Source organism: Algoriphagus yeomjeoni (assembly GCF_003259505.1).
GTDB classification, from domain to species: domain Bacteria; phylum Bacteroidota; class Bacteroidia; order Cytophagales; family Cyclobacteriaceae; genus Algoriphagus; species Algoriphagus yeomjeoni.
In genome coordinates, this window is the sequence record NZ_QLLK01000016.1 from 1 (window position 1) to 12,713 (window position 12,713).

The 12,713-nt window shown below is 40.5% G+C and carries 13 protein-coding genes and 4 tRNA genes; 12 read left to right on the forward strand and 5 right to left on the reverse strand.

Features of this window, described 5'->3' with window-relative positions:
• The first annotated feature begins 69 nt into the window (after positions 1-69).
• The 6 genes from LV83_RS19320 (at position 70) to LV83_RS19345 (ending at position 1,316) form a co-directional block, all read left to right on the forward strand.
• A tRNA-Lys gene (locus LV83_RS19320) sits at positions 70-142 on the forward strand.
• A 69-nt stretch (positions 143-211) separates the two neighbouring features.
• Positions 212-285 (forward strand) — tRNA-Pro (locus tag LV83_RS19325).
• A 43-nt stretch (positions 286-328) separates the two neighbouring features.
• Positions 329-402, forward strand: a tRNA-Arg gene (locus LV83_RS19330).
• Between the two features lie 159 nt (positions 403-561).
• Positions 562-634: transfer RNA gene (locus LV83_RS19335), tRNA-Lys, on the forward strand.
• Between the two features lie 60 nt (positions 635-694).
• On the forward strand, positions 695-943 hold the full coding sequence (locus LV83_RS19340; protein WP_111613217.1) for a GIY-YIG nuclease family protein: 249 nt from the start codon (positions 695-697) through the stop codon (positions 941-943).
• A 124-nt stretch (positions 944-1,067) separates the two neighbouring features.
• Positions 1,068-1,316, forward strand: coding sequence for a GIY-YIG nuclease family protein (locus LV83_RS19345; RefSeq protein ID WP_111613218.1), 249 nt, complete (start codon positions 1,068-1,070; stop codon positions 1,314-1,316).
• Between the two features lie 226 nt (positions 1,317-1,542).
• On the opposite strand, the gene LV83_RS19350 is transcribed toward LV83_RS19345, so the two are convergent.
• The 4 genes from LV83_RS19350 to LV83_RS19365 are packed head-to-tail and all read right to left on the reverse strand — an operon-like array spanning position 1,543 to position 4,987.
• Positions 1,543-2,280 carry a 3-keto-disaccharide hydrolase gene (locus tag LV83_RS19350; RefSeq protein ID WP_111613219.1) on the reverse strand — a complete coding sequence of 246 codons (738 nt, stop codon included), beginning with the start codon at positions 2,278-2,280 and terminating at the stop codon, positions 1,543-1,545.
• A 1-nt stretch (position 2,281) separates the two neighbouring features.
• Positions 2,282-2,704 (reverse strand): c-type cytochrome, encoded by a 423-nt coding sequence (locus tag LV83_RS19355; protein WP_111613220.1) that lies wholly within the window; start codon positions 2,702-2,704, stop codon positions 2,282-2,284.
• 28 nt (positions 2,705-2,732) lie between these two features.
• Positions 2,733-3,785, reverse strand: coding sequence for a sugar phosphate isomerase/epimerase family protein (locus LV83_RS19360; RefSeq protein WP_111613221.1), 1,053 nt, complete (start codon positions 3,783-3,785; stop codon positions 2,733-2,735).
• 32 nt (positions 3,786-3,817) lie between these two features.
• Entirely contained in the window at positions 3,818-4,987 is a 1,170-nt protein-coding gene (locus tag LV83_RS19365) for a Gfo/Idh/MocA family protein (RefSeq protein ID WP_111613222.1), read from the reverse strand.
• Positions 4,988-5,239: 252 nt separating this feature from the next.
• On the opposite strand from LV83_RS19365, the gene LV83_RS19370 reads away from it, so the two are divergent.
• The 5 genes from LV83_RS19370 to LV83_RS19390 are packed head-to-tail and all read left to right on the forward strand — an operon-like array spanning position 5,240 to position 10,560.
• Positions 5,240-6,457 carry a nucleoside permease gene (locus LV83_RS19370; protein WP_111613223.1) on the forward strand — a complete coding sequence of 406 codons (1,218 nt, stop codon included), beginning with the start codon at positions 5,240-5,242 and terminating at the stop codon, positions 6,455-6,457.
• 17 nt (positions 6,458-6,474) lie between these two features.
• The gene (locus tag LV83_RS19375; protein WP_111613224.1) at positions 6,475-7,353 is read left to right on the forward strand and encodes a hydroxypyruvate isomerase family protein; all 879 of its coding nucleotides are present in this window, start codon (positions 6,475-6,477) and stop codon (positions 7,351-7,353) included.
• 28 nt (positions 7,354-7,381) lie between these two features.
• Complete coding sequence (locus LV83_RS19380; RefSeq protein WP_111613225.1) at positions 7,382-9,061, forward strand: GMC oxidoreductase; 1,680 nt, start codon at positions 7,382-7,384, stop codon at positions 9,059-9,061.
• A 17-nt stretch (positions 9,062-9,078) separates the two neighbouring features.
• The gene (locus LV83_RS19385) at positions 9,079-9,639 is read left to right on the forward strand and encodes a gluconate 2-dehydrogenase subunit 3 family protein (RefSeq protein ID WP_111613226.1); all 561 of its coding nucleotides are present in this window, start codon (positions 9,079-9,081) and stop codon (positions 9,637-9,639) included.
• 54 nt (positions 9,640-9,693) lie between these two features.
• Complete coding sequence (locus tag LV83_RS19390; RefSeq protein WP_111613227.1) at positions 9,694-10,560, forward strand: sugar phosphate isomerase/epimerase family protein; 867 nt, start codon at positions 9,694-9,696, stop codon at positions 10,558-10,560.
• Position 10,561: 1 nt separating this feature from the next.
• On the opposite strand, the gene LV83_RS19395 is transcribed toward LV83_RS19390, so the two are convergent.
• Positions 10,562-11,203 carry an MCP four helix bundle domain-containing protein gene (locus LV83_RS19395; RefSeq protein WP_111613228.1) on the reverse strand — a complete coding sequence of 214 codons (642 nt, stop codon included), beginning with the start codon at positions 11,201-11,203 and terminating at the stop codon, positions 10,562-10,564.
• 280 nt (positions 11,204-11,483) lie between these two features.
• On the opposite strand from LV83_RS19395, the gene LV83_RS19400 reads away from it, so the two are divergent.
• A complete protein-coding gene (locus tag LV83_RS19400) occupies positions 11,484-12,647 on the forward strand; it encodes a homogentisate 1,2-dioxygenase (protein WP_111613229.1) in 1,164 nt (387 codons plus the stop codon).
• Positions 12,648-12,713 lie beyond the last annotated feature (66 nt).

Below are 12,713 nucleotides of genomic sequence, written 5' to 3' on the forward strand. Positions count from 1 at the left end.
GGAGGGTTCTGGGTTTGAGTCAAAGAAAATGAAATTACCGAGTGGATAACGATCTACTAAAAACAATATGATTCCGTAGCTCAGCTGGTAGAGCAATACACTTTTAATGTATGGGTCCTGGGTTCGAGCCCCAGCGGGATCACTTGATAGCGTCAAGAAAAGCCTTGACAAAATTACAGTTTTAACTTACAAGGAGTTAAAAAGAAAGTTTCGGGGTGTAGCGTAGCCCGGTATCGCGCCTCGTTTGGGACGAGGAGGTCGTAGGTTCGAATCCTGCCACCCCGACTTTATTATTGTTAGTTTGAAGTTCACTTCTCACTAATTGTCCGGTCCTGTAGCTCAACCGGATAGAGCAACTGCCTTCTAAGCAGTAGGTTTCAGGTTCGAGTCCTGACAGGATCACTATTCAAAAGCGGAATCACGTTCCGCTTTTTGTTTTATTATTAATTACCGATTCCGTAGCTCAGCTGGTAGAGCATCCCGATTTTGATCGGGAGGGTACTGGTTTGGAGTTAAAGAAAAGAAATACAAAGTGGATAATGATTCACTATTATATAATATGATTCCTTAGCTCAGCTGGTAGAGCAATACACTTTTAATGTATGGGTCCTGGGTTCGAGCCCCAGAGGGATCACAAGAAAGCAGACTAGAAATGGTCTGCTTTTCTTATTTTTATGGCAATCTTTTTTTAACCATGGCCACTCTTTACATCCTTTTCTCTGAAAAGCTAAACAAATACTACGTTGGTGCATGCAAAGAATTAGAAAGGCGCTTATATGAGCATAATATTGGTCATTCCAGATTTACCTCTACGGGAATTCCATGGAGGGTCGTGTATAAAGAGGCTTTCGAAGATCTACCATCTGCCAAAAGGAGAGAATCCCAAATTAAAAAGATGAAATCTAGAAAATATATTGAAGCGTTAGTAGACTCAACTCAGTAGGGCATCCCGATTCTAATCGGGAGGGTCCTGGTTCCGTACAGTTGTCGGAACGAGCCCCAGAGGGATCACAAGAAAGCAGACTAGAAATGGTCTGCTTTTCTTATTTTTATGGCAATCGCTTTTTATGGCTTCTGTTTATATCCTGTTTTCAGAAAAACTTAACAAATACTATGTTGGTGCATGTACCAATATTGAAAGGCGCCTTTATGAACACAATATAGGTCATTCAAAATTTACTTCAACTGGAATCCCTTGGACAGTAGTTTATACGGAATTTTTCGATGATTTACCTTCTGCAAAGCGAAGGGAATTACAAATCAAAAAAATGAAATCTAGGAAATACATTGAAGAATTAATTTGCTCTGCACAGTAGGGCATCCCGATTCTAATCGGGAGGGTCCTGGTTCCGTACAGTTGTCGGAACGAGCCCCAGCGGGATCACTAGATAGCAGTCCAAACGGGCTGCTTTTCTTATTTTTAGGCATTTCTATGGTTTGTTGTGTCATTCCTTCACCATTAAAGGAAGTAGGATGGAAGGAAAAAAAAATGCCCCCATCAAGCTATTCACTTAATGGGGGCAGACTCAAAGGGAAGTTTCCTTAAAGCTTCTTAATCATCACATTTTTAAAATAAACTAGATCACTATGATCTTGGAGTGCAATTCTCCCCTTTTTGAACGTACCCCAATTAGGCATGTTCTTGAATTTGCTGTCAGCAACCAATGCTTCCCATTCAGGTGTCCAAAGCGTAGTGCTTACCACTGTGGTTCCGTTAAGAATAAGATCTAGCTGGCCATTGTTTGAGATGATCTCCGCTGAGTTCCACTCTCCATGTGGCTTAACGGTTTCTTCACTGCTTACAATCAAATCATACAGGTCTCCAGCTCTATGGCTGATGATTTTAGCATCAGGGTGGCCATCATTATCTAGCACCTGCATTTCTAAGCCAGTATTATAGGTGTTCTCATATTCTGGAGCTTCTTGTACATAGAATATGAGACCACTATTACCGTTCTCGGCGATTTTCCAATCGTATTTCAAATGAAAATTCTCATATTCTTCATTGGTTACGATATCTCCTCCTTCTCCGGCTTCCTTGTCAATATTCTCTACATCAAGATAGACTTCACCATTTTCAATTTTCCAGGCATCTATGGCATCTCCTCCATTGTATTTATGCCACTTGGAGAAATCATTATTTGCAAATAGATCAACCCATTCTTCTTCCTGAGATTCAGAAACAGTCACTTCTTCTACTTCAGTTTCGACTGTTTTCTCGCCAGAGCATGAAGCAAGGATTCCTGCCAAAGCTGCGACGATGATATAGTTAATCTTCATTTTACTTTTTCAAAAGTAGAACGTATGCTACCATATCCTTAGCATCTTCTATGCTCAAAGCTGGGTGTGGAGGCATTGGGATTTCCCCCCAGGTTCCCACGCCACCTTCAATTACTTTTTTGGCCAGCATTTCGATGTTTTCTTCCGTAGCTTCGTATTTAGCTGCTACATCTGCATAGGAAGGGCCTACGATCTTCCTTTCTACCATATGACAAGATGTACAATCAGAAGCCTTTAATTTTGCTAAACCTTTGATGTAAATTGGATTATCTTGGTATTTTTCTTCCAAACTCATTTCTACTTCAGGTGTCGCTGGGGTAGCGACAGTTTCAGCGGTTTCAGTAGTTTTTTCTCCGCCACCGCAGGCAAATGCCAATCCTGCCATTGCTGCAATTGCAAAGTTTATTGGTTTTGTGATTTTCATAAATGTTATAAATAAATTGTTTAAGTAATTAGATTCCTAAAATTCGTTTGTTGAATTCCTCGTCTGCTCCTCTACCAGCAAAGTCATCAAATGCTTTTTCTGTGACGTTAATGATGTGGGATGCGATAAATGGAGCGCCTTCTGCGGCTCCTTGCTCAGGATGCTTGATCGCACACTCCCATTCCAAAACGGCCCATCCATCATAATCGTACTGCGAAAGTTTGCTAAAAATTCCGCTAAAATCAACTTGGCCGTCTCCCAAAGATCTGAAGCGACCTGCTCGCTCTACCCATCCTTGGTATCCACCATAGACGCCTTGCTTCCCTGTCGGGTTGAACTCAGCATCTTTTACGTGGAACATTTTGATTCTTTCATGGTAAAAATCAATGAATTGCAAATAGTCTAAGCACTGTAGCACAAAGTGGCTTGGGTCATACAGGATGTTGGCACGCTTATGATTATTGACTTTATCTAGAAACATTTCAAATGTCACTCCGTCATGCAAATCTTCTCCCGGGTGAAGCTCATAGCATACATCAACGCCGTATTTATCGAATTCATCAAGGATAGGAGTCCATCTTTTGGCTAGCTCAGTGAATCCAGTTTCGACCAAACCAGCAGGTCTTTGAGGCCATGGATAAACCGTATGCCACATCAATGCACCCGAAAAAGTAGCATGTGCGGTGAGCCCCATATTGTGAGAAGCTTTTGCTGCATACTTCAATTGCTGCACTGCCCAGTCAGTTTTTCCTTGCAGGTTTCCCTTCAGATTATCAGGAGCAAAGCCATCAAATAACTCGTTGTATGCCGGATGAACAGCTACCAATTGTCCTTGCAGGTGAGTAGATAATTCAGTAACCTGTAAGCCAGCTTCTTCTACTGTACCCTTGATCTCATCTGCGTAAGTTTTACTTTCTGCAGCTTTCTGCAAATCAATCATTCGACCATCCCAAGATGGTATTTGAACACCAGCATAGCCAAGGTCGGCCATGTAGTTACAAATGTTCTTAAGATTATTAAATGGTTCTTTGTCGTCAATAAATTGTGCGAGGAAAATCGCAGGGCCTTTAATTGTCTTCATTTTTCTTAGATTAAAATATTAGGTTCAAGAATTTATTTTTCAACTATGAATGGTGTCCACTTCGTATCAGACTCATTGCTTTTTAATACATGATCTATGAAAGCCATTCCTCTGATTCCATCTTCTATACCAGGGTAATCTTCCCATTCAGGTTTTGGAATTTCTCCGGCTCTCTCTGCATAGATACAGCGTGCAAAATTTCTATACAAATTAGCAAATGCCTCCACGTAGCCTTCTGGGTGTCCTGCTGGGGTTCTGGTGTTTTCATTTGCCAGAGACCCAAGGTATCCTGTTCCAGCTCTTAAAATCTGGGCTGGAGCGTCTGGCCATCGGGCAATCAGCGTGTTATTTAACTCTTGCTGCCATTCCAAGCCGCCTTTTTCGCCATAGATGCGAATTCTGAGATTGTTTTCTGCACCTGTGTCTGTTTGCGAAGCTGTAAGTACGCCAGAAGCACCATTTTCAAACCTCATCAAAACTACGCCATCATCGTCGATGGGTCTTCCTTCAATTTTAATATATAAATCTGCGCAAATAGCAGATACCTTTTCTCCAGAAACATACTCTGCTAAGTGGAATGCATGCGTGCCTATATCTCCCATGCAGCCCGCTAATCCGTTTCTCTTCGGATCGGTCCGCCATTCTGCCTGCTTGTTGTTTTCTGATTCGAGTAATTTCCAAAGCCAACCTTGAGGATATTCTACGTACACTTTTCTCACTTTACCTATTTCACCTTCAGCAATCATTTGTTTTGCTTGCTTGATCATAGGATACCCTGAGTAAGTATGCGTCAGTAAGAAACGCTTGTCAGAAGCTTTTACAATATGGTAGAGGTCCTTAGCTTCTTGGTAATTTAAAGTCAGCGGCTTGTCCAATGCGACATGAAAGCCATGCTTAAGTGCTTTTACTGCAGGATCGAAATGGACATTATTTGGGGTCACAATAGCAACCACGTCAATTCGCTCAGACTCTGGAAGTTCAAGTTCCTTGGCAAACATCTCATCATAACTGGCATAAACACGTGTAGGGTCTAGCATGAGTTCTTCCCCTCGTTGTTTTGATTTTTCAGGATTTGAGCTGAATGCACCTGCGACAAGTTCGAACATGCCGTCCATCAATGCTCCATTTAAATGAATAGCTCCGATAAAAGACCCTGGACCACCACCTATTAGTCCGATTTTTAATTTTTCTGAGGATAACATATGTAAAAAGACTATATATTCAGGATTAAATACTTGAAATAATTGAATCTGAATTGAAAAACCTTCGGTCTTCGACTGAATTGATAGAATAATTGACCAATAGCTTCATCTTGGTATGAGTGGCTTTTGAGTTGGTTTCAAGTCAGAACTTTATGAAGTAGTTTGTACGCTCTAAAATACTTCAAATTGGTTAAAGTTTAAACCATACCTAATTCTTAATAGTTATCGTAATCCTAATCTTTTCCTAAACCCATGAATATCAACGTAAAGCTTCGCCTTTCTTTAATGATGTTTTTGGAGTTTTTTATTTGGAGTTCATGGTATGTAACTATGGGGACTTTTCTTGGATCAAATCTAACGGCAAAAGATCAGGATGTCTCTCTGGCTTTTTCTACGCAATCATTCGGTGCCATCATCGCACCATTTATAGTAGGGTTGATTGCTGACCGGTATTTTCATGCACAGCGAATCTTGGGAGTGATTCATCTAATGGGTGCTGGCCTGATGTATGTACTCTACACTTCATCTGATTTCTCTGGATTTTTCCCAATCCTACTTTTATACATGATTCTGTTTATGCCAACTTTAGCTTTGGTCAATTCAATCTCCTTTCATCAAATGAAAAATCCTGCTAAGGAATTTTCATTTATTCGAGTTTGGGGTACAATAGGTTGGATCACAGCCGGGTTATTGATCAGTTTTTTGTCATGGGATAGTCAGGTAGGATTAAGGGAAGGTTTATTGAGAAATACCTGGATGATGGCAGCCATTAGCTCTTTAATATTAGGGGTGTTTAGTTTTATGCTTCCGCATACTCCCCCACAGGCTAGGGTCAAGGGACAATTCAAACTTTCTGAAGCACTAGGACTAGATGCATTAGGAATGCTAAAACATAAAAATTACGCGGTTTTCTTCGTTTCCTCGATTCTGATCTGCATTCCTCTTGCTTTCTACTATCAAAGCACAAGCCCATTTCTGACTGAGATAGGTATGGAAAATTCTACTGGGAAAATGGCAATGGGGCAAGCTTCAGAGGTGATTTTTATGCTGGCTTTACCAATTTTCTTCGTCAGATTTGGCATTAAAAAAACCTTGATTGTCGCCATGATAGCTTGGGCAGTACGCTATGCTTTCTTCGCTTTAGGAGATGCAAATGAGGGCGTTTGGATGCTTCTAGCTGGGATCGCTCTTCATGGGATATGCTATGATTTCTTTTTTGTGAGTGGTCAGATTTATACCGACTTTCATGCAGGAACAAAATATAAATCATCAGCTCAAGGTTTAATTACTTTGGCTACCTACGGAATAGGGATGCTAATTGGCTTCTGGGCGGCGGGTTTGATTTCAAATTATTATTCGAATGATGGTGGAGAACACATTTGGCAATCAATTTGGTTAATTCCTTCTGGTATTTCTGTTTTGGTTTTGCTACTTTTCACTGCTCTTTTCAAGAAGGAACAAATAAATTAACTTCAATTAAAACCCTAATGACCAAACGTATTGATAATGGAAGAAGAGAATCTTTCAAAAAAGTTTTACTCGGAGGCGCTGCTTTCAGCACCCTTTCTTCGTTCGAGATGAAGGAAGAGAAACCATACGAATTGAAAGGAAATATTAACCATGGCGTTTGTCACTGGTGTTTCAGAGATTTTGAACTTGATGCTTTCTGTGCCGAGGCAAAGAAAATTGGCATCAAAGGAATAGACTTAATAGGACCTAGTAATTGGCACATACTTAAAAAACATGGTCTGGATTCCTCCATGTGTAACGGCGCTGAAATCAGCCTGACGGAAGGATTTGGCGAGGTAAAATATCACGATCAACTCATCAAGAATTACACAGAAATGATTCCTAAAGTAGCAGATGCAGGCTACAAAAATCTAATTTGTTTCTCTGGAAATCGAAGAGGGATGGATGATGAAACTGGATTGAAAAATTGCCAAATAGGACTTGAGAAAATTATCCCTTTAGCTGAAAAGCATGGAGTAATCATTCAGATGGAGCTGCTCAACAGTAGAGTGAACCATAAAGATTATCTGTGCGATAAATCCGCTTTTGGCGTGGAGTTATGTAAGCGATTGGGTAGTGAAAACTTCAAACTACTATATGACATCTATCATATGCAGATCGATGAGGGTGATTTGATCCGAAGCGTAAATGATAATCACCAATACTTTGGTCATTATCATACTGCAGGTAATCCAGGAAGAAATGAGCTGGATGATACTCAGGAAATTTATTATCCAGCTTTGATGAAAGCTATAGTAGCTACAGGTTTCAAGGGGTATGTATCCCATGAGTTTATTCCAAAATCTGCAGATAAAATAGCGGCTTTAGCTCAGGGAGTACAAATCTGTGACGTGTAATTAACATTTAAATCAAACACCCATATATATGGCAAATGAATCATATGACGCAATTGTAGTTGGGTCAGGAATAAGTGGCGGTTGGGCTGCGAAAGAATTAACAGAAAAAGGTCTTAAGGTATTATTGCTGGAAAGAGGCCCAAATGTAGAACACATTAAAGATTATAAAACAGCTACCCTTCCACCTTGGGAAGTGCCTCATCGAGGTAGAAGAACACAGGAACAGCTGGAAAATCACCCAAACTTAAGAAGAGATTATGTTCTGAATGAGCTTAATCTTGACTGGTGGGCACACGAAGATGATTCACCTTATGTTGAAGAAAAACCGTTCACTTGGTTCCGTGGATATCAAGTTGGTGGTCGTTCTCTTCTTTGGGGAAGACAATCGTACAGATGGTCTGATTTAGATTTTGAAGGAAATGTAAAAGAAGGCGTTGCCGTAGATTGGCCTATTCGCTATAAAGATATTGCTCCTTGGTATTCTTATGTGGAGAAATTTGCCGGAGTTTCTGGTTCCAAAGACGGATTAGATGTACTTCCGGACGGTGAGTTTATGCCTCCTATGCCTATGAATTGTGTAGAGACAGATGCCGCAGCAAAAATCAAAGAACATTACCAAGGTGCCAGAACATGGACTATCGGCCGTCCAGCAAATATTACCCAGCCACTTCCTGGTAGGCCTGGTTGTCAGTACCGAAACAAATGTTCATTAGGTTGTCCTTTTGGAGGATATTTCAGTACTCAAGCATCTACCTTGCCTGCAGCTGAAGCTACTGGTAATCTTACGCTTCGTCCTTGGTCAATTGTAAGAAGATTGATTTATGATAAAGACACTAAGAAAGCAACGGGAGTAGAGATCATCGATGGGCAAACCAACGAAACTATTGAGTTCGATGCGAAGATCGTCTTCCTCTGTGCTTCAGCTTTCAACTCAACAGCTATCCTTATGCGTACAGCTACGGATATTTGGCCGGGTGGATTAGGTAGTAGTTCAGGGGAGCTTGGGCATAATGTAATGGATCACCATTTCCGTTTGGGAGCTAGTGGTACCATGGATGGCTATGAGGATAAGTATTATTTTGGGCGCAGACCTACAGGTCTTTATATCCCAAGATTCCGAAATGTAAACGGTGATAAAAGAGATTACCTAAGAGGTTTTGGATACCAAGGAGGAGCTAGCCGAAGTGGATGGACGCGTGATGTTGCTGAATTGAATTTTGGGGCTCCAATGAAAGAGGCACTTACACAGCCAGGACCATGGTCTATGGGAATTACGGCGTTTGGAGAAATTTTGCCATACCATGAAAACACTATCAAACTAAGTGATACTGTAAAAGATAAATGGGGTCTGGAATCCTTGGTGATGAATGCTGAGATCAAAGACAATGAAATCAAAATGCGTAAGGATATGATGGCCGATGCGGCAGAGATGCTTGAAGTGGCTGGTTTCAAAAATATCAATGAATATGATTCTGGCTATACCTTCGGACAAGGCATTCACGAAATGGGAACTGCAAGAATGGGTAGAGACCCGAAAACTTCAGTTTTGAATGGGAATAACCAAGTTTGGGAAGCGAAGAATGTGTTTGTGACTGATGGAGCATGTATGACTTCGGCTGCAGCTGTAAATCCTTCACTTACTTATATGGCGTTGACTGCAAGAGCAGCAGCTTTCGCAGTAGATGAATTGAAAAAGCAAAATCTCTAATCGTAAAAGACAAGACTATGACTATGAATAGAAGAGACGCTTTGAAAAGCGTCATGGTAATGATGGGAGGCACAATGGTTGGCGCTACGGCAATCATGACAGGCTGTACTCCTGAAAACCAAATAGAGGGTTTGGACTTTGATCCAAATGACATTGCTTTCTTGGACGAGTTGGGAGATACTATCATTCCTGAGACCAACACTCCTGGAGCTAAAGCTGTAGGAATTGGTTCCTTTATGGTAATGATGGTGAAAGACACCTACGACGGAGATAGCCAAAAGACTTTTGTAGACGGAGTGAATAAGCTTGGTAAGGATTTCAAAGCGGCTAATGGTAAGAGCTTTGTAGGAGCTCCTGCAGAGGAAAGATTAGCTTATTTAAATGGGATGTATGAAGCTTATAAAGTTAGCGCTGAAGCTAGAAGCCCAGAGGTAATTAATATGCTTCGTGACTTGACAGTTCTTGGCTACTTTACTTCTGAAATCGGAGCGACTCAAGCCTTAAATTACGTTGAAGTACCTGGGAGATTTGATCCCTGTATTCCATACAACGAAGGAGACAAAGCTTACGCAGTTTAATTAATTTACCTATATAAATGGCCTGCTCTTTCGAAGGGCAGGCCTTCCTATTTTATGAATAAACAAAGAAGAAAATTCCTTCAGATTGGCGGTATGCTTGGTGTAGGAGCTGCATTATTTCCTTACGAAATCGCCGCGAGATCGGCGGAAATTGCAAAGCTATCTAAATTTGGACTTCAACTATACTCTGTGAAGGAAGAGATGGCAAAGGATGCTGCTGGCACCATGCGCAAGCTTGCTGGGTTTGGTTACAAGCAATTTGAAGGGTTTGATGGCGGTAAAGGGATTCTCTGGGGAATGAAGCCAGCGGAATGCAAAAGTTTATTAAGTGATATTGGTGTTGATTTTATTTCTTCTCATGCTGATGTGTTCAAAAATCTCGATGAGCAGGCAGAGCAAGCTGCGGAAGTGGGTATGAAATACTTGATTTGCCCATATATCGGAGCTCAGAACTCGGTAGAGGAATGGAAAAATATCTCTGAAAGATTCAATAAGGCAGGTGCGACTTTAAAATCCCATGGGCTGAAGTTTGCCTATCACAACCACGATTATACTTTTAAGATGCTTGATGGACAGTTGCCTCAGGATATTTTGATGGCAAATACTGATCCTGATTTAGTGGATTTCGAATTGGACATGTATTGGTCTCATGTGGCAGGTTACGATCCGTTAAAGTACATAGCTAAATTCCCAGGTAGATTTAAACTATGTCATGTAAAAGATGCTGAACCAGATGGAGGAGATACACACGATCGAGGTGTCCTACTTGGAGCAGGTGAAATGCCCTACGCAGAAATCATCAAGAAGTCCAAAAAGTATGGAATGGAGTATTTCGTTGTGGAGCAAGAGCGCTTTGTAGGTACTACACCTCTTAAAGCAGCCGAAGCAAATGCTGTGTACTTAAGTAAGCTAAAGGTTTAGATTAGGTAAAAGGTACTTTGCTTCTAAAGAGAAGTAAATAAACTGCCAGTGCTAAAATAATCAACAAAGCCACTTCAAATTGCGCCCAAATCTGGGATCGGTTAATGATGATATTGGCTTTGTTGATTAGCTTTTCACCTTCCTCTAATTGGATTTTACTCAAATTATCTAAGTCCTTTTGTGCTTTACTTATTTTTTGATCGTAGAGTTTTACTTGATTTTTATTCACACCAGAAGAGTCTGAGTAGAGTAGGCTGTAGGTTTTGATTTGTAAATCATTTTCGATTATACTTTTGAAATCAGTCAAATATTGCTCTTCATTTTCGGTGAGGTTGGTTTGCTCAAAATCAATAACTATATCCAAAATATTTTTCTCATGCATAGCTATTTCATTTACTACTTTGGAATAATCGTAGCCCAAATCGCAGTGATCTACCAGCTTTTGAATCCTAAATAGGTTTTCTGAAATTCTAAAAATATACCCCTCTACAACCAATCGGTCATTATATACCTCTGTGAATGTGCTGCTTATACTTTTAAAAGCTTGGCGTTCTGTTAGGTTTTTACCATAGATCAAAAGCATCAAAATTCCAATAATTACTAGGGCTGTAATTTTCCTTTTCTTGAAAGCAGTGTTTTCCATTAATAAATAGATTTAAGCTGGGTTCTTAATTGTTTTCAGTTTAGGGATATCTCCTTGACTTTCCAATTTTTTTTGTTCTAAACAAGAAGGTCCTTCAAAACCGGTAATGTTTTTATGATTTTCCTACCAGTTTTAACTCAATCTAAATTGAGAATGTTTTTTGAACTCATTTTAATTGTCCGGCATTAAAGATATGCAGAGAAAAAATCATTTTCAGCGCATAGGTAGAGACCTTTTGATGGAATGATTAAATTTAGGCTAAGAAATAAACCCAAAAAGAATGGCATATTATCATAGAATGGGAAATATCCCACCCAAACGACACACTCAATTCCGACAGCCAGATGGCAGTCTCTACAAGGAAGAAGTCGTGAGTTCAAAGGGGTTCTCGGGAATCTACTCTACACTTTATCATATCAATAATCCTAATGAAGTAACAGCAATAGGCAAACCGAAACCTTATTCCTGGAAGGCAGCAACCGAGCATGGTTTAAAGCAAACTCATCTAAAAACTTCCAATGTGGAGTTCACTGGGGATGATTACTTGTCGGCACGGAGAAATCTCATGATGAACTCTGATGTGATGATGGGAATTTGTTCACCTCGCCAGCGGAAAATGGATTATTATTTCAAAAATGCAGATGGAGATGAATTAATTTATGTGCACGATGGGGAAGGAGTGATGTATTCCCAGTTTGGAAAACTGGAAGTGCACAAAGGAGATTATATCGTGATTCCTCGCACTACAATTTACCGTTTTGAATTTGAGGAAAAGGGCCCGCTACGTTTATTGATTATAGAATCTTTTGGAGCTATCGAGACGGTCAAGCGCTATAGAAATGAGGTAGGGCAATTACTTGAACATTCACCGTACTGTGAGCGGGATATCCGTCCGCCTCACGAGCTTCATGTCGAAGATAAAAAAGGTGAATACCTAGTCCAGATCAAAAAGCAGGGAATGCTTCATCAATACTCTTATGGCCACAGCCCGCTGGATATTGTAGGTTGGGATGGGTACTTATATCCATATGCTCTTTCGATTTATGATTTCGAACCGATAACTGGTAGAATTCATCAGCCACCTCCAGTTCACCAGACTTTCCAAGCCTGGGGATTTGTGATTTGCTCCTTTGTACCGAGACTCTTTGATTATCATCCACTTTCTATTCCTGCGCCATATAATCATTCCAATATCGATTCGGATGAGGTCTTATACTATGCCGAAGGGGAATTTATGAGTAGAAAAGGAATAGACCGAGGTTCATTTACCCTTCATATGGGAGGTTTGCCGCATGGTCCGCATCCAGGAACTGTGGAGAAATCCATCGGAGCAAAAGCTACCGATGAGTATGCGGTGATGCTAGATACGTTCAAATCACTTCAGCTTACGACTGACGCGCTGGCGTTTGTGGATGAAAATTATCCGATGAGTTGGACGGAGTAAAGCTAGTTTATCTAAAAAGTAATAAACCAAAAAGCCTCGATCTGTACGGATCGAGGCTTTTTGCTT